Here is a 19,255-nt window from a genome sequence, read left to right as displayed (position 1 = left end):
CCCGCGCGCCCCGCCGCGCAGCCCCGCGCAGCGCAGCGCCGCGCCGCGCCGCGCCGTGCCGCGCAGCGCCGCCCCGCCCCGCCCCGCCGCGCGCCGATCTTGCACTTTGGGTTGGCTAAATGCGCCTTTCGCCCCAAAGGCGGGGACAGAAAGTGCAAGATCGGCGGGGCGAGGGCGGGGGCGCGGGCGAGGGGCGCGGGCGGGGGACGCGGGCGGGGGGCGCGGGCGGGGGCGCGGGCGGGGGCGGCCGCTGGGAGTTGGTTTAGGACTGCGGGGTGAAGCCTCGGGGGAGTTCCAGGCGGTGCCTTGCCAGCAGGGGAGCGTCGTTGAGCAGGGTGTTGGTGGGGGCGTCGGCGACGATCCGGCCGTCGTCCAGGATCACCGAGCGCTCGCACAGCTCCGCCGCGTACGGCAGGTCGTGCGTGACCATCAGCAGGGTCACCGGCAGGCCGCGCAGGATCTCGGCGAGCTCCCGACGGGCCGCCGGGTCCAGGTTCGACGACGGCTCGTCGAGCACCAGGATCTCCGGGTGCATGGCGAGCACCGTGGCCACCGCCACCCGGCGACGCTGCCCGAACGACAGGTGCTGCGGGGCCCGTTCCCGATGCTCGCTCATCCCCACCGCGGCGAGCGCCTCGTCCACCCGGGCGGCCAGCTCGGCCCCGCGCAGACCCAGGTTCGCCGGCCCGAACGCCACGTCCTCCGCAACCGTGGGCAGGAACAACTGGTCGTCCGGGTCCTGGAAGACGATGCCCACCCGGCGGCGCACCTCGGCCAGGGTGGCCCGATCCGGGGTGACCGTCAGCCCACCGACGCTCACACTGCCCTCGGTCGGGGTGAGGATGCCGTTGAGGTGCAGCACCAGCGTGGTCTTGCCGGCGCCGTTGGGCCCGAGCAGCGCCACCCGGTCGCCCCGCGGCACGGTCAGGTCGACCCCCTGAAGGGCGACGTGCCCGTCCGGGTACGCGTAACGAACACCCCGAACGTCCAGCGAGACAGCGGTCTGCACGACACCGATCATGACAGCACGACGGCGGTGGCGGCGATGGAGGCCGCCACCACCGGAACGGTCGCCGCGACCAGCCACTGACCGGCGCTCGCCGCACCCTCGCCCTGCCACACGGCGGGCATCCGCCCGGTGTAGCCCCGGGACAGCATCGCCAGATAGACCCGCTCGCCGCGCTCGAAGGCACGCAGGAACAACGCCCCGATCCCGGCCGCGAAGCCGCGCAGCTGCCACAGGAAGCGCGGATCGTCGCCCCGCGAGATCCGGGCCACCCGCATCCGCCGCGCCTCACCGACCAGCACGTCGAGGTAACGCAGCATGAACGTGGCGATCTGGGTGAGCACCTGCGGGCAGTGCAACCGGTCCAGCCCCACGATCAGGTCCCGGGTGGTGGTGGTCGCGGCCAGCAGCAGCGAGGCGAGCACCCCCAGCGTGCCCTTGGCCAGGATGTTCCACGCGCCGTGCAGCCCGTCCTCGGACAGCCGCAGGCCGAGCACCTCGACCCGGTCGCCGCTGCCGAGGAACGGCAGGGCGACAGCGAACAGCACGAACGGCAGCTCGATCAACGCTCGGCTGAGCAACCACCGTGGGCCCACCCGGGCCAGCGCCGCTACCGCCGCCACCAGCACGGCGTACGCGCCGAAGGCCCAGAACGCCTCGCGTGGAGTGGCCACCACGGCGAGGGTGAAGACCACCATCGCCACGATCTTGACCTCGGGCGGGAGCCGGTGCACCGGCGAGTCCGACTCGCGGTACAGCACGTGCCCGTGACCGGCCCCCATCCGCGTACCCCTGCTCAGCTGGCCGCGTCGGCGCGACGCCGGATGTCGCTGGACGTCGCGGGGTCACCCTCGGTGGGCGTCGCCGCGTCAGCGCCGGTCGGTGTGCCGCCTCGACGGCGCAGCAGCCAGAATCCGCCGGCCCCGATCGCGAAGGTGACCAGCACCCCGAGCACCCCGGAGAGGCCGGTGGAGACGAAGCTGTTCCGCACGCCCCGTACGCCGTAGTCGGCGAGCGGGCTGTCGGCCAACTCGTGGTCACGGGCCTGCTGGGCCGGGCAGCTGCCCCCGACGATGTTGTCGTCGGCGTCGACGGTGCAGCCCTTGAGCAGGGACGAGTCCAGCCCATCCGGGTGGGAGGAGGCGTAGTTGCTCACCACGCCGGCGAGCAGCAGGGCGACCAGCAGGCCGCCGGCCAGGAAGGCCCAGGAGCGGTTCTTCATCGGACACCTCCGGCGACCGGGACGGCGGGGGCGGCGGGCGCGCGCAGCGAACGCAGCGCGTACACCAGGTCGGGGCGCACCTTCGCGACGGTGAGCACCGTGGTCGCGGTGATCAGGCCCTCGCCGATGCCGATCAACAGGTGGACGCCGGCCATCGTGCCGGCCAGGCCACCCAGGTTGTTGCCCAGGTCGGTGGTGCCACCCAGCCAGTACTCCAGGACGAAGCCCTGCGACGCCACCACCACGCTGAGCGTCGCGGCGACGAAAGCGGTCACTGCCAGACCGGCACGCGTGCGGGGCAGTACCCGCAGCAGCAGCGCGATCAGCGCGTACGCCGCGGCGGTGCCGAGCAACGCCATGTTCGTGATGTTGAGGCCGAGCATCGCCACGCCGCCGTCGCCGAAGATCAGTGCCTGTACGACGAGCACCACCGCCACGCAAAGCGCGCCGACCCACGGGCCGACCAACATGGCGGCCAGCGCTCCACCGAGCAGGTGACCACTGACACCGGCCGTGAAGATCGGAAAGTTGAGCATCTGGACGGCGAAGATGAACGCCGCCACCAGGCCGGCCATCGGGGCCAGCCGGTCATCCAGGTCACGCCGGCCGCGCAGAACGCAGGCGGTGAGCGCGGCAAGAGCGAGCGCAGCGAAGATCGCTGCCACGGGACCGTCGATGATCCCGTTCGAGATGTGCATCGCCAGTGTCTCCACGCGACCTCCCACGCGTCAGCGGGCCCAACCGGGCCGGCGTGGGTCAGCCTATTTCCCAAGCATCGTTGTTGCCAGACTCTGGCAACAACGCATGGGCTTGATCACTCCAGGTCAGACCCCGCCAGCCCATCGGTGCTCGGCCGCTCGCCGGCGCGGCGGTAGGGTCGAGGCCATGACCTCGCCCGACCGCCTCTCCCCCGGTGACCCCGCGCCCGAGTTCACCCTCGCCACCGACACCGGCGACCAGCTCTCCCTCGCCGACCTGCGAGGTCGCAAGGTCGTCCTGTACGCCTACCCGGCCGCGATGACCCCCGGCTGCACCAAGCAGGCCTGCGACTTCCGCGACTCGCTCGCCTCACTCCAGGCCGCCGGCTACGAGGTCGTCGGCATCTCCCCGGACAAGCCGGAGAAGCTGGCGAAGTTCCGCGAGCGCGACGCCATCACCTTCCCGCTGGTGTCGGACCCGGACAAGTCGGTGCTGACCGCCTACGGCGCGTACGGCGAGAAGCAGCTCTACGGCAAGACCGTCACCGGCGTGATCCGCTCGACGTTCGTGATCGACGCCGACGGCAAGGTCGAGCGGGCGCTCTACAACGTCAAGGCCACCGGGCACGTCGCCAAGCTCCGCCGCGACCTCGGCCTGGACTGACCTGTCGTACCGGATCGCTACGGTCCGTCAGTGGTTCGATACAAGTACACGCCCGAAGCGCTGGCCGCCGCTGCCGCCGCCGCCCGCAACATCACCGAGGTGATGCGGTTGCTCGGCGTACGCGTCAGCGGTGGCTCGCACGCGCACATCAGCCGACAGCTCAAGCGGTTCGGCATCGACACGTCGCACTTCGCGAGGCAGGCCCACAACAAGGGGCGGCGTGGCGAACGGCGCACCACATCGGCGCAGCTCCTGGTTGTGCTGCCCGACGGGTCCCGCCGGACGCCCGGCGTGCGGTTGAAGTGGGCACTGGGCACACTCGGCGTGCCAGAGGAGTGCGAGGGCTGCGGGATAGGGCCGGTGTGGCAAGGCGCGTCCCTCATCCTGCACGTCGACCACATCAGTGGGGACTTCCTCGACAACCGGCCACCGAACCTGCGGCTCCTCTGCCCGAACTGCCACAGCCAGACCGCGACCTACGCCGGGCGAGGAAAACGGGCTACCGACCTCCCCATCCTCGCGACGCCAACCGAGGGGGAGGAACGCTACGTCGGGACGGCCGGTTCTGATCGTCGACCGGCCACCCGGACGGACCTCGTCGACCTGTTCGGTCGGGTCGACGCACAGCAGGTGACGGCCCTGGAGGCGGCACGACAGTTGGGCTGGCCTCCGGCCTATCTGCACAAAGTTCGGCGAAGGCTTGAGCAGGACGGCGTGTTGAAACCGCGTCCGAGCCGCAGTTGGCGTTCGATCGCTCATCGCGACGCGGTGTTAGAACAGGCGCTGGCGCACCCGGATGTCGGGCCGAAGCGCCTGTCCGGCATTCTCCGCGATCTGCCTGGTGGGGGATGCAGAGTTGGTCACGGCACGATCTCGGCCATCCTCAAGGAGGCCGGGCTCAACACCGCCGAAGCCAGACACTCTAAACTCAGGGAGTTGGCGGGAGTGGCGTAACGGCAGCCGCGCAGGTCTTAGGAACCTGTATCCGGAAGGATGTGGGGGTTCGAATCCCCTCTCCCGCACAGGGCAACGAAAACACGTACTGAACGGCGGCGGCTGTCGGGCGCGTCACTGTCACGGGTCGTGGGCCTGGTCGTTGGGTCAGGATGGCGAGCGTGAGTCTGCGCTTCGTCCTCGATCCTGACCTGACCCCGCAGTTGCGTGCCGAGATCGTCGATCTCTGGGTGGACGTCAGCAACGCCGGCGGCGCTGTTGGTTTCGTGCCACCGGTCACCGCCACCGACGTGCACGTCACCGCCGATCCGACCTTCGCCGGCATCGCCGACGGACCGGACCGGCTGCTGGTCGGTTACTCCGGGGACCGGCTGGCGGCAATGGTGATCTTCAGTGACAACCGTTTTCCGCTCACTGCGCACTGGTGTGTGCTGAAGCGGGTGATGGTCCACCCGGACACCCAGGGTGCCGGCTACGGCTCGGCGCTGATGGTGGAGGCCGCCCGGCTGGGCAGGGCGTTGGGCCACGAGGCGCTGCACGTCACGGTGCGCGACGGGCTGGGGTTGGACAAGTTCTACGGCCGCCTCGGGTATCGGGAGGTCGGCCGGCTGCCGGGCGCGTTGCGGGTGGCCCCCGATGACGACCGGGACGAGATTCTGATGTGGCTCGATCTGACGGTGGCCGACTGAGCGGTCAGCCCTCGCACCACCGGGCGTTGGCCCGGGCCGAGCTGGTGGTCGGCACGTCGGTGGCCGGAGCGCTCGTCCTCGCCACCTCGACCGAGCGACGGGTCGGCGTCGGCGTGACGGCGGGTCGGCTGCTCGACGGTCGGGCCGACGCGGACGGACGACGTGTGGCGGCCCCGGGTGCGTACATCCGGACCGTGCTGTTCTGCGCCTGGCCCGGCGCCATCCGGATGCCCCCGACGGTGACCCGGTTGCCGTACACGTCGGTGACCCGGACGTTGAACGGGCCCGGCCCGGCGCCGGAGGCGATCAGCCAGTAGTTGTAGTCCTGCCGGGCGGCCGACTGCCAGGGGTCACTGTCACGCTGCCGGACCTCGACGGACCGCAGCGGGTTGCCGTGGTTGCCGACGCGGACGGCGAACCACCACTGCGATGCGCCCTCCTTGATCCGGAAGGTGAGTGGTCCGGGCAGCGGCGGGTTGACCACCGCGCGGTAGGTGACCGGAACGAGACCCTGGACCGGGTCGGCGATCCGGGCGAACGCCTCGCGGGACAGGTCGAGGTGGCCGGGCTCGCACTCCGGGCACTGGTCCATGATGAGCACCCGGACGGTTCCCTTGGGGCCGACGACGTCGAGGAATCCGCCGCAGGCGGCACCGGCGGAGTATTCCGTCGGACCGAGCGCGACGTAGAGCCGGTTCGCCGGGGCAGCCGGGTTCGAGCAGTTGCCGCCGGCGCCCTTGGAGTCGTAGAAGGTGGCCTTGCCGGTGTGCGTGGCGTTGCCGGTCGGCGGCGCGGCCAGCGTCCGACCGGCGGCGCAGGCCGGGGTGGAGCCGGAGCGCAGGGTGAGGGTGAGCCCGAGCGTCGCCGCGAGGACCGTGACGCCGGTGGCGACCAGCCAGGGCTTCATGCCGGACGACGGCGCGGGCCGGTCCTCTGGAGGATGGTCCAGGTCGATGTTGATGTCGACAGCGCTTCCGTCCGTCACGACGGCGATGCTGCCGGACCCGGTCGGGTGCCGACAAGCGGGCTAAGCCAAAGCTAAGACAGCATCGACGGACGGTGACCGTGGGGTGCCGATTGCTGGTCGGCGGCCGGTCAGGGCGCGACGGCGATCGGGGCGTCCACCGCCAGCGGTCCGCTGTCGAGTGGCACCAGGTTCAGTCCGAAGAGGAGTTTCTGCTTGACGTTGCGGTGCCGACCGAGGGTGCGCAGCGGCTCCTTGGTGCGTACCCCGGTCTCCTGGTCGGTGGTGGTCACCACGCAACGGTCGCACGGCCCGGCGGCCTGGAACATCCGGTCGCCGATGCGCAGCCGACGACCCACCCAGTCGTCCTCGGCCCAGGCCGGCGCACCGTCGACGACCAGGTTGGGTCGGAACCGCGTCATCGGCACCGGCGCCTCCCCCGCCTCGACCAGCCAGTCGTTGAGGGCGTCGAGGGAGGTGACGTTCGTCAGCAGCACCGGGTAGGCGTCGGCGAAACTGACCTGGTCACCGGTGTCGTGTTCGCGGGTGCCGGCGGCCAGGTGGCGGGTCGGCTGGGCCAGCCAGACCAGTCGGACCGGTCGGCCGAGCAGGGCGCCGAGCCAGTCGTCGGCCGCTTGGCCGGCCGGCAGCGCGGGGACCGGGAAGGTGCGGCTGCGGAAGGTACGGACCGCGACCGGGTCGCCGTCGGCCGGCTCGGGCACGTCGAGGTCGGGTTGCCCGTCGGCGCGCAGCGACAGACCCCCGGGGCGCACGGCGGCGCGCAGGTTGACGAGGCGGGTCGTGTCCCGCTGGGTGACGCCGACCCCGTCGGCGTCCACGACCATCCAGCGTCGGTCGCCGGCCAGGCCCCACTGGTGCACGAACGCGCCGTCGTGGTCGAGCCGGTGACACCCCTTGATGGGGTACGTGTGAATCGAGGTCAGCCGCACCCGGCTACCATGCCACGCCGATCCCGTCGCCCGGGTACCAGTGGTTGGCCGGGCTCTCCCGGTAGGCGAGGAACCGCCGGCCGGTCCGTTCGGCGTGCTCGGCGAGCACGTTGGTGCTGGTGACGTTGTCGGTGAGCAGGATCGCGCCGGGGGCGAGCTTGGGTTCCACGGCGTCGAACTCACGCTTCTCGTGGGCGCGGCTGTGGTCGCTGTCGTGCAGGAACAGGTCGACTGGGCGGTCCAGCGCGCCGATCGAGGCGATCGAGTCGCCGATCACCAGGTCGACGACCTCCGACCACGGCGCGACCCGGGCGAGGTAGCCGGCCTCGGGGTTGATGTCCAGCGAGGTGACCCGGCCCGGGTGTCCCTCCTGGGCGTTTCGCAGCAGGGCGGACGCCAGGACGACGCTGCCGAGTCCCTTGTCGACACCGGTCTCGACGACGTGGGTGGGGCGGGTGGCACGGACGATGGCGTACCAGCCGATCCGCCGGGCGTAGCGGATCTCCCTGTCGGCGAGGCCGCGCCGGTCGGAGGCGGCGATCGCCGCCAGGAGGTGCTGGCGCAGGCTGTCGTCCGACTCGATCTCGCCGAGGTACGCGCGTACCTGTTTGACGGGGATGTCGCAGACCACGCTGACGAACCAGGCGAGGTGGTTGCGGCTCAACGAGGTGAGGTCGTACGTGTAGTTGTGGTGCTCGCGGGAGGTCAGCAGCCAGCGCGCCGAGCGGCGCAGCACCTTCGCGTCGTGCCGCGCGATCGTGCGAAGCCGCTTGGGAAAGGCGGCAATCGGGGCGAGTGGGGTACGCGCGACGGCCCGTCGGAGCTTGATTCGATCCACGGGTGCCGTTGTAGCAGGGTTCGGGCGGCAGCGGGAGGGTCCTCGCGAAAGTCGATGGTCACGCTGTTTCCGCCCTCCCGCCGGGGCAGCACAATAGGGCCTGGAAAGCGCTCCCGGGCCGGCGTTACCGGCAGTCCGTCCGAACGCAGGGCCGGGTTCGCCGCACCGGTCGGCAGGTATGCGATACCCGAAAGGACGAGGGTGCACGTCAGGAGCGTGCGATCAGTAGCATCGCCGGCATGTCTGGTGCTCAGCGGTACACCGATGCCGACACCGAATTCTTCGACCCACACGCAGTCGATCCGCAGGAGGATGTCCCGGCCGGGGGCAAGCGGCGACGTCGTGGCCCTCGCTGGCGTCGCGTCCTCGTCATCTGCCTGGTAGTCGCAGCGATCCTGGGCGGCGGCAGCATGATCGGTGGTGCCCTCTATCTCCGCTCGGTCGAGAAGGACATCGATCGGGTGGACGCCTTCGCCGACGTTCCGGAGGAGGGGCGTCCGCAGGCGGTGGCCGACGGCGCGATGAACATCCTGATCCTGGGAAGCGATTCCCGCGACCCGGAGAGCACTGGCGGCTCGCGCACGGACACCATCATCGTCGCGCACATCCCGAAGGACCGGGCCAGCGCGCAACTCGTCTCGATTCCTCGGGACACCTGGGTGAACGTGCCGAAGGCCAAGAACGGGGGGCACGGCGGCCGCGATGCGAAGATCAACGCAGCGTACGCCTGGGGTGGCATTCCGCTGATGGTGCAAACAGTCGAATCGTTCACCACGGTGCGAATCGACCACGTCATGATTGTCGACTTCGCTGGCTTCAAGGAAATCATCGACGCCTTGGACGGCGTCGACATCAACGCGGAGAAGTCGTTCACGTCGATCCACCCGCCGTTCCGCAAGTTTGAGCAGGGGGTGCAGCGGATGGACGGTGAGACGGCCCTGGACTACTCCCGCCAGCGCAAACAGTTCGCCGACGGCGACTTCGCCCGCATCCGTCACCAGCAGCAGGTCATCAAGGCCATCCTCGACAAGGCCGTGTCCGGCGGCATCGTCACCAATCCCGGGCGGCTCAACTCCTTCGTCAAGGCGACCTCGAGCGCCGTGGCGGTGGACGAGAAGATGTCGCTCGTCAGTATGGCGACAGACCTGCGGAGCCTTCGCGGCCGTAACCTCACCTTCGTCACCAGCCCGACGAAGGGCACCGGCCGAGTGGGCAGCGAGAGCGTCGTCTTCGCGAACACCGAGAAGGCAAAGACCTTCTACGATGCCGTGCGCCGGGACTCCGTCGACGAGATTCTCGCCAGCGCCAAGTAACACCCGGGCCGGTGGCTGTTGCCGGCCGCCGCCTTGTCTTGAGTTACGGACCGGCCAGGTCAGCCGGCCCTCACGGGGAGGTCCACAATGTCCAATCAGCCCGCCATGTGGCATCGGCCGGTACCGGCCGATGACCGCGACGGCAACGCCACCGATACCCAGGGCGACGGTGAGGGGGACGACGAGGGGAGCCGCGGCGGGAGTCGCCCTCCCGCCTACCAGTTCCCCGGCTACCAACCTGCCGGTTACCAGACTTCCGGCCACCAGACCCCGGCCTTCCCATCGCCCGCCGACCGGCGCTCAACCCTGCCCGCATCGGCACCGCCCGCATCGGCACCGGCACCGGCGCCTGCGCCTGCGCCTGCGCCTGCGCCTGCGCCTGCGCCTGCGCCTGCAGAACACGAGCCTCGCGCCGGCCTGGACACGACCGCTGTCCTGCCGTACGCCGGTTCGCGCGCCTCGACCCGGACCCGGTGGCTGCGGGCCTGGATGATGACCGCGCCGGTCGACGTCCTGGCACTGCTGACGCCGCTGCTGGTCACCCAGCAGTACTGGCGCGGCACCCTGGCCATGACGGTCCTGACCGTGATCGTGTTCGCCAGCGGCGGCCTCTACCGGGCACGACGGCACGTGAGCTTCCTCGACGAGGTGCCGAGCCTCTGCGGGCGTCTGCTGGCCGCGGCGTCCGCGGTCGCCATCGTCGCGGCGATGCGTCACGAATCCGCCGAGTACGTCTTCAGCTTCACCCGCGGTGTCGCCGCGTCGGCGGGGCTGGTCATCCTCGGGCGGGCTGTCACCCGCGAATTCGCCATCGTCGCCCGCAAGCGCCGGTGGGTCGAACACAACACGATCATCGTCGGCAGTGGCCCCACCGCCGTCGAACTCGCCCGGCTCCTGCGCCGCTACCCCCAGTACGGCCTGCGCTTCGTGGGTTGTGTCGACACTCCGGACGGCCCGTCGGCGCTGCCGCTGATCGGATCCCTCGACGACCTCGACAGCCTCGTACGGCTGCGCGAGTGCGACGTGGTGATCGTCGCGGACGCGAGCTGCTCCGAGACCTCACTCATGGAGATCCTGGCCCGGCCCCGGACGGCGGAGTGCGACCTGTGGGCTGCCACCCCCCTGTGGGGGTCCCGTTCGCACGGCGACCACATTGGCGCGGTCCCGGTAGTCAGCATCGGCGACATCACGCTCTCCGGCCCACAGTCCGCGCTCAAGCGCGCGTCGGACATCGCGTTCGCCTCGGTGGCGCTGCTCCTGCTGAGCCCGGTGCTCCTCATCTGCGCGGTCGCCACGCTCATCGACGGCGGCCCCGGCATCTTCTTCTACCAGGAGCGCATCGGTCGGCACGGCCGACCTTTCAACATCATCAAGTTCCGGTCCATGCGCCCCGTCGACGAGCACGAGTCGCAGACCAACTGGTCCATCGCCAACGACCGGCGGGTGGGGCCGATCGGCCGGATCATGCGCAGGACCTCCCTCGACGAACTCCCCCAGCTCTGGAACATCCTCCGGGGCGACATGAGCGTGGTCGGCCCCCGACCCGAGCGTCCCTACTTCGTCGAGAAGTTCTCGGCCGAATACCCCCAGTACGCGATGCGCCACCGCGTCCCGGTCGGTCTCACCGGCTTGGCGCAGGTCAGCGGGTTGCGCGGTGACACCCCGATTTCCGACCGGGCCCGCTTCGACAACTTCTACATCGAGAACTGGTCCCTCTGGCTCGACGTCAAGGTGGTGCTCCGTACGGTGACCGAGGTGTTCCGCGCCGGCGGCCGCTGATCCGCCCACGCACCGACACACCGCCGGGTACGGCCAACGGCCGTACCCGGCGGCCGTGTGCCGGTCGTACCCCCAACGCATGGAGAACGCAATGCCGAACGTATCCGTCGTGATCCCCACCACGGGCCGCCCCAGCATCGCCGACGCGGTGCTCTCCGCCCGCTCCCAGCAGGGCGCATCCGTGCACATCGTGGTCGTCTGTGACACCCCGGAGGTGCCGCAGACGGTGCGGAACCTGGGACAGCACATCGACCGGGTGGTCTGCACCGGCGGCGGCCGACGGGGGTCGTACGCCCGCAACCTCGGAGTCACCCACGCGATCCCGGGCAGCCACGTCGCGTTCCTCGACGATGACGACACCTGGCTGCCGACCAAACTGGCGGCACAGGTGCCCGCGCTGGAGCGGGTCGCGGCGGCCGGGTTCCGCCCCGTCGTGTCGTCCCGGATCCTGCAACGCAAGGACGGCGCCGAGCCGCTGCCGACGCCGGCTCCCGCCGAGGTGATCCCCGACGGCATGCTGCCGGAGGACTACCTGTTCCGCCGCCGCCACCTCGGCATCGGCCGGCAGTCGCTACCCACGTCGACGCTCCTGACCACGTACGAGTTGGCGACCGAGTGCCGCTGGGACGAGACGCTCCCCCGGCACCAGGACTGGGACTGGTTGGTTCGGGTCGCCCGGCTGCCCCGGGTGAAGATCGTCCAGGTGGAGGAGGCGACGGCCGTCTACACGGTGGGCAGCCCCGGGTCGATCTCGGCCGGCGCGGACTGGCGTACCTCGTGGCACTGGGCCCAGCGCTGGGAGGGAGTGTGGGCGCCGGGAACCTTCTCGGACTTCATCGCGGCCCAGACCCTCCGCTACGCTCTCCAGGCCCGAGACCGGGAGGGCGTACGGGAGATGGTGCGGGCGATCCGCCGCAACTCACCTCCGTCCGCCCGGAACGCGGTGCTGGCGGCGCTCGGGCTGGTACCCCGGTCGACCCTGGAACGGGTCGCCATGCGCAAGTCGAAGGCCCCCAGCAGCCCCACTCGACCGCTTGAGACCGAACGGCCACACTGATGCGTCTGCACTTCGTACTGCCGCAGCTCGAGCCGTACTACGGCATGGAGCGAGCCGCAGTCCTGGTGATGCGCGGGCTCGCACGTCACGGCGTGGAGGTGTCCGCGACCGTTCTGTCCCGGGGAGTTCCGCACGGGCTCGACGACCTCCGTGTCGACACCCTGGACCTCGGGTCGCGGCTCACCCGGCTGGTGGAAGCGGTGCCCCCGCTGCGCCGCCGGCTGCGGAGCCTGCCCCCGGACGTGGAGGTCGTCGCCAGCGGACTGTGGGGCAGCGTGCCCGTCGGGGCGGCTCTGGCTGGCTCATCTCGGACCTTCATCGCCTGGGAGCACTCGCTGCTGCCCGAGCGGATGCGGGCCGACCGTCGGGTGCGGATGCTCGCCCGCGCGTCCGGGTTCGGTGCCCTCCGGCCACGGCTCGTCGTGGCCGTGTCCGACGGGGTGGCCCGGACGGTGCGCGATCTCCACTCCGGGTCGCGCGTCGTCACGATCCCCAACCCGGTGCCGACCGTGCCGTTCGTCCCGCCCCGGCCAATCGCCGATCCGGCGAGGATCCGGCTGGTCACCACGGGCGCGCTCCGCCCCCTGAAGAACCACCTGTGCGCGATCGACGCGCTCGCGGAACTGCCCGCCACCTACCACCTGACGCTTGCCGGAGACGGCGAGGAGCGGACTCTGTTGGAGACCCGGGCGCGCGAGCGCGGCCTGGCGGATCGGGTGACGTTCCTCGGCCGGATCCCTGACGTCCGCGGGCTGCTGGCCGACGCCGACCTGCTCGTTCACCCGTCGCTGGCGGAGACCTTCGGTTTCAGCCTCGTCGAGGCAGCCGAAGTAGGACTGCCCGTCGCGGCGATGCCCGTGTCCGCCGTCGACGAGATGGTGCCGCACCTGGTGCCCGGCGTGCTGACGACGGCCCCGACCTCGACCGCCCTCGCCGAGGCGATCAGGCACCTGACGGGCTTCGGCCGGCCCGGGCCCGTCGATTTCGAGAAGGCCTGGCACGCCCGCTCGGTCGCTTTCGATCCGGCCCGGATCAGCCGACAGTGGGTGGAGGCGGTGCGCCGATGACCCTCGCCCAAGGAACAGTCGATCTATCGGGCGAACCGGATCGCAGCGCGTCACCACGCCATCGTGCGCCCCGCCGCGGTGACGCCTTTCTGCGCAAGTCCGGCACCTTCTTCGTGGGAACCCTGCTGCGGACCCTCGCGCAGGGGGCACTCTTCGTGCTGCTGGCGCGGGAGATGCCCATCGACACGTACGGCCTCTTCGTCGGCATCACGGCCCTGGTGGCGGTCGTGTCGCCGTTCGCGTCGGCCGGTGCACCAAGCCTGATCTTCCAGAGCCACGCCGACGCGCCCGCCGAGTGGGCCCGCCATCTGGTCCGAGGGCTGCTGCTGTCGGTGATGTTCGGGGCTGGCGCGACAGTGCTGATCGCTGCGGCGGGAGCGCTGATCTGGGGTGCCCAGACGAGCCTGATCGACCTCTTCTGTCTGGCTTTCGCCGATCTGGTGGCCTGGCGTCTCATCGAGGCCGTTGGCGCGTCCGTGCAGGCACGTGGTCGGATTCTGCTCGCCTCCGTCATCCCCGCGTTGCTACAGGTCTCCCGGTTGGTTGGGGTCATCGCGTTGGCCGCGGCAGCCGGACCAGTCACCCTGCACGCCTGGGCCGTGACCTCGGTGCTGTTGTCGACGGCGGTGTGCGTGGCAGTGGTCCTGGGTGGCCTGCGCGGGTCAGGTCGGACTCCGCTGGAGGTCCGGGGATCGTTGGCGCAGGCGCGGACCGGCATGCTGTTCGCCGTGGGTCTGTCGGCCCAGACTGTCTACAACGACCTCGACAAGGTGATGCTCTCCAAGCTGGGGACCACGGAGAGCGCGGCCATCTACGCTGCGGCATACCGCGTTGTCGACTTCGCGTACACGCCGGCCCGCTCGATGGGTGCTGTCGCGTACCCCAGCTTCTTCGAGGCGGGGCGCAACGGCCCTCGATCCGCACTGCGGCTCACGCGTAAGTTGCTGCCGCGCTACCTGGCGTTCAGCGTGCCGGCATCTCTCCTGCTCGTCGCGTTCGCCTGGATGATGCCGGTGGTCTTCGGCCCCGAGTACGAGGCCGCCACCCTCGCCCTGCAGGGCCTGAGCGCGCTGCTGGTGCTGAAGGCGATCCACTACCTCGCCGCCGATACCCTTTCCGGTGCCCGGATGCAGGGACGCCGCACCGTCGCTCAGATCGCGGTCGGAGTGGTGAACGCCGGCCTGAACGTGTGGCTGATTCCGGCGTACGGGTGGCAGGGTGCGGTGGTGTCGAGTCTGGTGTGCGACGCTCTGCTCGCCGTCCTGCTGTGGGGGTGCCTCGTCGTCGCCCTGCGACGCGACCCGGACGGCACCCGCACCGAGCGCCGCACGGAAGGGGTATGACGTGACCACGCTCTTCGGCGTTCTGCTGAGCATCAGTGGCGTCATGGTGGCCGCATGGCTGATCTGGACCCGGCGGGCGGTCGTCGCCGCCTTCGGTGACAAAGGGGTCGCTGTCGCACTCATCGCCTTCGCGGTGCTTGCCAACGCCGCGCCGGCGCTCGCCGAGGACCGCTCGTCCTTGATCATCGGCCTGCTGCTGCTCGGTCTTCTCGGGTGGCTGGTCGTCGCGCGGCGAGGGCGGCTGCGCGGCCCCGTCGGCGTCTGGCAGCGGATCAGTCTGGCGATGGCCGGGGCGGTACTCATCTGGTGCCTCGTCGTCGACGCCCTCGCCGGCGCCGGCGTGTACGGCTCACGGCTGCCCGCGTACGGTGCCGCGGGGCTGGTGCTGCTCGCGGTGTGGCTGATGGCGGCGCGGGTCACCCTGAGCATCGGGGCGATGGCCTACACCGGGCTGGCCGTCCTGTCGGTAATGACGATCCCGACCGCCCTCTACGACCAGGCATGGCGGGCCTGCACCACCGGAAAGCTGGATAAGTGCTCGCTTGCGGGGGCGCTGTTCAAGAGCTTCTACAACTCCGAGAACTACGTCGCCATGATCGCGTCTTTCACCCTGGTCGCCGCTGTCTACAGCCTGAGCCGGACACGACTGTTGGCCGCGGCGGGGTACTGCCTGCTGATCATCGTCGCCACCGGATCCCGGACCAGCTACCTGGCCATCGCCGCGGTGGGCGTATGGGTGGTCGGTGCTTGGCTGCTCGAGCGGCGGCGCGCGTACCCGCAGATCAACTTCGCGCTCTGCGTGGCAGTGGTGGTCGGATGCGTCGGCATGGCCACCTACCTGACCTGGAGCGCGTCGAAGACCACGCTGAGCAACCGCGGCAACATCTGGGTCCACGCCCGCGACTACATCGCCAACTCGGAGGTCACCGGTGTCGGTGTCTCGAAGTGGTACTACCTCAGGGACATCGGCGAGGCGCCGTACCACTTCTTCCACTCGGGATACGTGCTGGTCATCTTTTCCGGGGGCCTGGTCGCGCTGACCCTGTGGGGCCTCTGGTTGACGGCCCTGCTGCATGGGAGGGTCACCGACGGTCGGGCCTTCTCCGCCAAGGCGCCCGTGGCGCTCTTCGTCATCTACTCGTTCACCGAGGTCGTCTGGAACCCGCTCTCCGTCGACGGACTGACCTGGATCTTCATCACGATGATGCTGACCACGTCAACGACCGCACCGGCGGGACCTCCACCAACGGAGGCACCGGTGGAGACCGCCGACCGACCGGAACCGCTGGCAGCGCTTCGCCGCCTTTCCAGCGATCACCGCATCGGTCATGCCACGGCTGACGCGCGAGACTGAGTCGCAGGGTCCGGTAGACGCACAACGAAGGAAGCACCCGATGTCGTCAGGTCCCCTCGTGACGCCGGATCCTCGTGTCGCCTCTCGGCATCCCGGGACACCCGGCACGGGCTTCCGCGCGGACATCCAGGGACTGCGAGCCGTAGCGGTCGTGGTGGTGATCCTCGAACACGTCCTCGGCTGGCCGGCCGGTGGCTTCGTCGGCGTCGACGTCTTCTTCGTCATCTCCGGCTTCCTGATCACGAGCCTGCTGCTCAAGGAACACGATCGGACGGGACGAGTCTCCTTCGCGGACTTCTACCGGCGCCGGGTGCGGCGGATCATGCCCATGGCGGTGCTGGTCCTGGTGTGCACGTACGTCGCTTCGTCGCTGCTGTTCCTGGGCGACCGCTTCCGGTCCACGGCGTGGGACGCACTCTGGGCCGGACTGTTCGCGTCCAACTGGCGGTTCGCCTCCGTGGGCACCGACTACTGGCAGACCGACGGCCCCGTCTCGCCGCTACGGCACTACTGGTCGCTGTCGGTAGAGGAGCAGTTCTACCTCGTCTGGCCGCTGTTGCTCGTGCTGGTGTTGCACGCCGCCGTACGGTGGGGTCGGGCCGGGAGCGCGTCCCAGTGGGCGACGGGGGCGGTCCTGGGCGCGGTCGTCGTCGGCTCGATCGTGTTCGCCCTCTGGGAGGTCGGCCATCGCCCGACGGTCGCCTACTTCTCGACCTTCTCCCGCGCCTGGGAATTGGGAGTCGGCGCGCTGCTCGCCGTGGCGACGCCGCTGCTGGCCCGCATACCGGCGCCGGCTCGCCCCGCGTACCAGTGGCTCGGGTTGACCGGCCTTGCCGTCTCGCTCTTCACCGTCTCCGCGCAGACCCCTTTTCCGGTCCCGGGCGCCATCCTGTCGGTGATCTCGGCGGCCTTGGTCATCGCGGGCGGCGTCGGTGGGCAACGGCTGATGTTTCCCTTGACCAACCGGGCCGCACGGTACGTCGGCGACATCTCCTACTCCCTCTACCTGTGGCACTTCCCCCTGTTCGTTCTGATCGGTGCTGCGCTGCCCGCCGGCCGGCACACCGTACCCATCCTCACGCTCGGCGGTACGGCGCTGCTCTCCGTGCTCTCCTACCACTTGGTTGAGGACCCGATCCGCAGATCGTCGTGGTTGGAGGGCCGGCGGACAGCAACGCCGCGCCGCCGGACCCGCACAACGCTGATCCGGCGGGCCGCCGGCCTGACAGCACTGGCTGCCACTGTGGCTGTGGTCGCCACGGTGACGGTCCGCACGCCCTCGCCGGAGGTCGCCGCGCACCCGGTGGCGATCACGTCGCAGGACCAGTTGGAAGCCCAGATCCGCACGGCGCTCGACGTCGCGGAATGGCCGGTGTTGACGCCTCCCCCGGGCAAATTGGATCGGCTGGTCTTTACCGATGGCGACGGGCGGGGATGCCGGCCGGCCGTCCCGGACGGCAACGACTGCGCGGTCACCGCACCGCGCCCCCGCCGGTTGGCCGTCGTGGTCGGCGACTCCATCGGTGCGGCCTGGCTGCCCCTGGTCCGCGCGGCTCTCGAGCCGGCCGGGTGGGTGGTCCGGGACCTGACCTACGCCGGCTGTCCCTTCCTCGCCGCGGACACCGTCTCCCCCATCGACGACATCACCCGATCCTGTCCGGGCCATCGGGAGACGGTACGGACCCTCGTCACGAAACTCGAACCCGAACTGGTTGTCGTCAGCAACGCCTATCACCAACGGTTCACCAAAGCCGGTCAGCGCGCGTCACTGACCGAATGGGAACAGGCCACCCGTACCGCTCGGGAACGGTGGCTGGCGGCGGCAGGGAGGATCGTCGCCCTGCAACCGCCGCCGGTGGGGCTGGACCCGAGGACGTGCATCACCCGGCTCTCCGCACCCCCGGATTGCATCTCGACGCTGTCCCAGGAGGATCAGTCGTACGGCAGGGTCGACCGCCGCGTCTGGAGCGCCCGGGGCTCGTGGCACATCGCCACGGCGGACTGGTTCTGCGTCTCCGAGCGGTGCCCGATCTTCGTCGGCGGGGTAGTCGTCCGCCGGGACCGGAACCACGTCACCGCGGAGTACGCCCGCAAGCTGGCACCGCTGCTTGAGGAGGCCCTGGTGCCGGTCCTCGCGGACTAGACGACGTCGCCGAAGCGGCGCGTGAGGCGTCATCGGGCCGATGGAGGGCCTGCGGCACAATCCTCGCCATGAGAATAGCCATCTGCACGGCCGAGGGACGCGCCGACGACATCCTCACCTGGTCCGGAATCCCGGCCAACGTCGTCCGCACCATGCGGGACCTCGACGCCGACTGCGTGGTGCTCGACGAGCCCTCGCCGTTGCTCGTGCGTTCCGGCAAGGTGGTCGCGGCGGCGTCGAAACGGGCACGGTTGAAGGTGAACTGGGAGGTGGAGCCGTGGCTCGTCCGACGGATGACGCGAGAGATGCAGGCGCAGGCGCGGCGGGCGAACGCCGACGTCCTCCTTCTGCTTGGCTGGCACACGTTGGGCGTCGAGGACGGTGACATTCCCGCCGTGATCTGGACCGACGCCACCTACGCGCAGCGGATGGACAAAGCGCCGCACTGGCAGCGCCTCTCCGAACGAACTCGACGCCAGGTCGAGCCGATCGAGGGAACGTCGTTGCGTGAGATGGCCGCGGTCATCATGTCCTCGACGGTCGCGTACGAAGACGCCCTGTCCCGGTACCGCCTCACCCCGTCCCGGGTCCACCGCATCGGTTTCGGCGCCAATCGGGTCGGCGCGGAGGCGCAGCCGAAGCTTCGGATCGGGGCCCTCCCCCGGCTTCTCGCCGTGGGCGTCGAGTGGGAGCGAAAGGGCATGGACCGGTGTGTGCTCATCGCCGACGAATTGCGCCGACGGGGCGTCCCGGTCCATCTCGACGTGGTGGGCGTCCGACCGCCGGACAGTTCGTGGCAGCGGGACCACGTCACCTACCACGGGTTCCTGAACAAGGACAGCGCCGAGGACAGCGCGAAGCTCGACAGCCTGTACCGGGCGGCCGACCTGTTCGTCCTCCCCACCCGGAACGAGCCGTTCGGCATCGTGTTCGCCGAGGCCGCGGCGTACGCCCTCCCGTCGCTGGGCAGCGCGGTCGACGGCGTACCGGATGTCGTTCGGCAGGGCCACAGCGGAATCCTCCTGCCTGTCGACGCCTCGGCGGCGCAGTACGCCGACGAGGTCGCGAACCTGTTGGCCTTCTCCGACCGCTACGCCGGCCTGAGCCACGGTGCCGTCACCCACTTCCGCACCTCGCTGACCTGGGACAGCGCCGTTCGCAGCGTGCATGAGGTGTGTGAGATCGCGGCCAAACAGCAGTAGGGCGTCGGCCAT

Annotated in this window: 18 protein-coding genes and 1 tRNA gene; 12 read left to right on the top strand and 7 right to left on the bottom strand. The window is 70.3% G+C overall.

All coding sequences use genetic code 11. From position 1 onward, the window contains the following. Window positions 1-262 precede the first annotated feature (262 nt). Genes OHB44_RS06775 through OHB44_RS06760 form a run of 4 tightly spaced genes read right to left on the bottom strand, consistent with a single transcriptional unit; the run spans window position 263 to window position 2,941 of the window. On the bottom strand, window positions 263-1,021 hold the full coding sequence (locus OHB44_RS06775; RefSeq protein WP_330439950.1) for an energy-coupling factor ABC transporter ATP-binding protein: 759 nt from the start codon (window positions 1,019-1,021) through the stop codon (window positions 263-265). Next, window positions 1,018-1,788, bottom strand: coding sequence for a cobalt ECF transporter T component CbiQ (gene cbiQ, locus OHB44_RS06770; protein WP_266303524.1), 771 nt, complete (start codon window positions 1,786-1,788; stop codon window positions 1,018-1,020). The genes OHB44_RS06775 and cbiQ overlap by 4 nt, the downstream gene beginning before the upstream one ends. A gap of 14 nt (window positions 1,789-1,802) precedes the next feature. Next, window positions 1,803-2,228, bottom strand: coding sequence for a PDGLE domain-containing protein (locus OHB44_RS06765; protein ID WP_330439949.1), 426 nt, complete (start codon window positions 2,226-2,228; stop codon window positions 1,803-1,805). Then, window positions 2,225-2,941 carry an energy-coupling factor ABC transporter permease gene (locus OHB44_RS06760; protein WP_112582195.1) on the bottom strand — a complete coding sequence of 239 codons (717 nt, stop codon included), beginning with the start codon at window positions 2,939-2,941 and terminating at the stop codon, window positions 2,225-2,227. The genes OHB44_RS06765 and OHB44_RS06760 overlap by 4 nt, the downstream gene beginning before the upstream one ends. Before the next feature lie 172 nt (window positions 2,942-3,113). Here OHB44_RS06760 and bcp point away from each other — a divergent pair, with 172 nt between their 5' ends. From bcp to OHB44_RS06740, 4 genes are all read left to right on the top strand, one after another. Next, window positions 3,114-3,590 (top strand): thioredoxin-dependent thiol peroxidase, encoded by a 477-nt coding sequence (gene bcp, locus OHB44_RS06755; RefSeq protein WP_091393498.1) that lies wholly within the window; start codon window positions 3,114-3,116, stop codon window positions 3,588-3,590. A 30-nt stretch (window positions 3,591-3,620) separates the two neighbouring features. Continuing rightward, window positions 3,621-4,544: a hypothetical protein gene (locus tag OHB44_RS06750; protein ID WP_330439948.1), complete on the top strand. Its 924-nt coding sequence runs from the start codon at window positions 3,621-3,623 to the stop codon at window positions 4,542-4,544. After that, window positions 4,530-4,612: transfer RNA gene (locus OHB44_RS06745), tRNA-Leu, on the top strand. The genes OHB44_RS06750 and OHB44_RS06745 overlap by 15 nt, the downstream gene beginning before the upstream one ends. A gap of 93 nt (window positions 4,613-4,705) precedes the next feature. Next, window positions 4,706-5,233 carry a GNAT family N-acetyltransferase gene (locus OHB44_RS06740; RefSeq protein ID WP_238684405.1) on the top strand — a complete coding sequence of 176 codons (528 nt, stop codon included), beginning with the start codon at window positions 4,706-4,708 and terminating at the stop codon, window positions 5,231-5,233. Between the two features lie 4 nt (window positions 5,234-5,237). Here the strand turns inward: OHB44_RS06740 and OHB44_RS06735 are convergent, their stop codons facing one another. The 3 genes from OHB44_RS06735 to OHB44_RS06725 form a co-directional block, all read right to left on the bottom strand. After that, window positions 5,238-6,218 (bottom strand): expansin EXLX1 family cellulose-binding protein, encoded by a 981-nt coding sequence (locus tag OHB44_RS06735; protein ID WP_330439947.1) that lies wholly within the window; start codon window positions 6,216-6,218, stop codon window positions 5,238-5,240. Window positions 6,219-6,328: 110 nt separating this feature from the next. Beyond that, window positions 6,329-7,147, bottom strand: coding sequence for an MOSC domain-containing protein (locus OHB44_RS06730; RefSeq protein WP_330439946.1), 819 nt, complete (start codon window positions 7,145-7,147; stop codon window positions 6,329-6,331). A gap of 4 nt (window positions 7,148-7,151) precedes the next feature. Continuing rightward, complete coding sequence (locus OHB44_RS06725; protein ID WP_238684408.1) at window positions 7,152-7,985, bottom strand: O-methyltransferase; 834 nt, start codon at window positions 7,983-7,985, stop codon at window positions 7,152-7,154. A gap of 410 nt (window positions 7,986-8,395) precedes the next feature. On the opposite strand from OHB44_RS06725, the gene OHB44_RS06720 reads away from it, so the two are divergent. From OHB44_RS06720 to OHB44_RS06685, 8 genes are all read left to right on the top strand, one after another. Then, entirely contained in the window at window positions 8,396-9,298 is a 903-nt protein-coding gene (locus OHB44_RS06720; RefSeq protein WP_238684410.1) for an LCP family protein, read from the top strand. A 489-nt stretch (window positions 9,299-9,787) separates the two neighbouring features. Continuing rightward, a complete protein-coding gene (locus tag OHB44_RS06715) occupies window positions 9,788-11,077 on the top strand; it encodes a sugar transferase (RefSeq protein ID WP_238684409.1) in 1,290 nt (429 codons plus the stop codon). Window positions 11,078-11,168: 91 nt separating this feature from the next. Then, window positions 11,169-12,134 (top strand): glycosyltransferase family 2 protein, encoded by a 966-nt coding sequence (locus OHB44_RS06710; RefSeq protein WP_210780971.1) that lies wholly within the window; start codon window positions 11,169-11,171, stop codon window positions 12,132-12,134. Beyond that, window positions 12,134-13,201: a glycosyltransferase gene (locus OHB44_RS06705; RefSeq protein WP_330439945.1), complete on the top strand. Its 1,068-nt coding sequence runs from the start codon at window positions 12,134-12,136 to the stop codon at window positions 13,199-13,201. Before OHB44_RS06710 ends, OHB44_RS06705 begins: the two co-directional genes overlap by 1 nt. Beyond that, on the top strand, window positions 13,198-14,544 hold the full coding sequence (locus OHB44_RS06700) for a lipopolysaccharide biosynthesis protein (protein ID WP_330439944.1): 1,347 nt from the start codon (window positions 13,198-13,200) through the stop codon (window positions 14,542-14,544). The genes OHB44_RS06705 and OHB44_RS06700 overlap by 4 nt, the downstream gene beginning before the upstream one ends. A 1-nt stretch (window position 14,545) precedes the next feature. Continuing rightward, window positions 14,546-15,898, top strand: a complete 1,353-nt coding sequence (locus tag OHB44_RS06695; RefSeq protein ID WP_238683400.1) for an O-antigen ligase family protein — start codon at window positions 14,546-14,548, stop codon at window positions 15,896-15,898. A 40-nt stretch (window positions 15,899-15,938) separates the two neighbouring features. Next, entirely contained in the window at window positions 15,939-18,041 is a 2,103-nt protein-coding gene (locus tag OHB44_RS06690; protein WP_330439943.1) for an acyltransferase family protein, read from the top strand. Window positions 18,042-18,109: 68 nt separating this feature from the next. Next, window positions 18,110-19,243 (top strand): glycosyltransferase family 4 protein, encoded by a 1,134-nt coding sequence (locus OHB44_RS06685; RefSeq protein ID WP_238683402.1) that lies wholly within the window; start codon window positions 18,110-18,112, stop codon window positions 19,241-19,243. Window positions 19,244-19,255: the final 12 nt, after the last annotated feature.

Source organism: Micromonospora sp. NBC_00821, assembly GCF_036347035.1.
Taxonomy (GTDB): Bacteria; Actinomycetota; Actinomycetes; order Mycobacteriales; family Micromonosporaceae; genus Micromonospora; species Micromonospora hortensis.
Note: the sequence above shows the minus strand (reverse complement) of the source record. Positions and strands in the feature narration are given on the sequence as shown.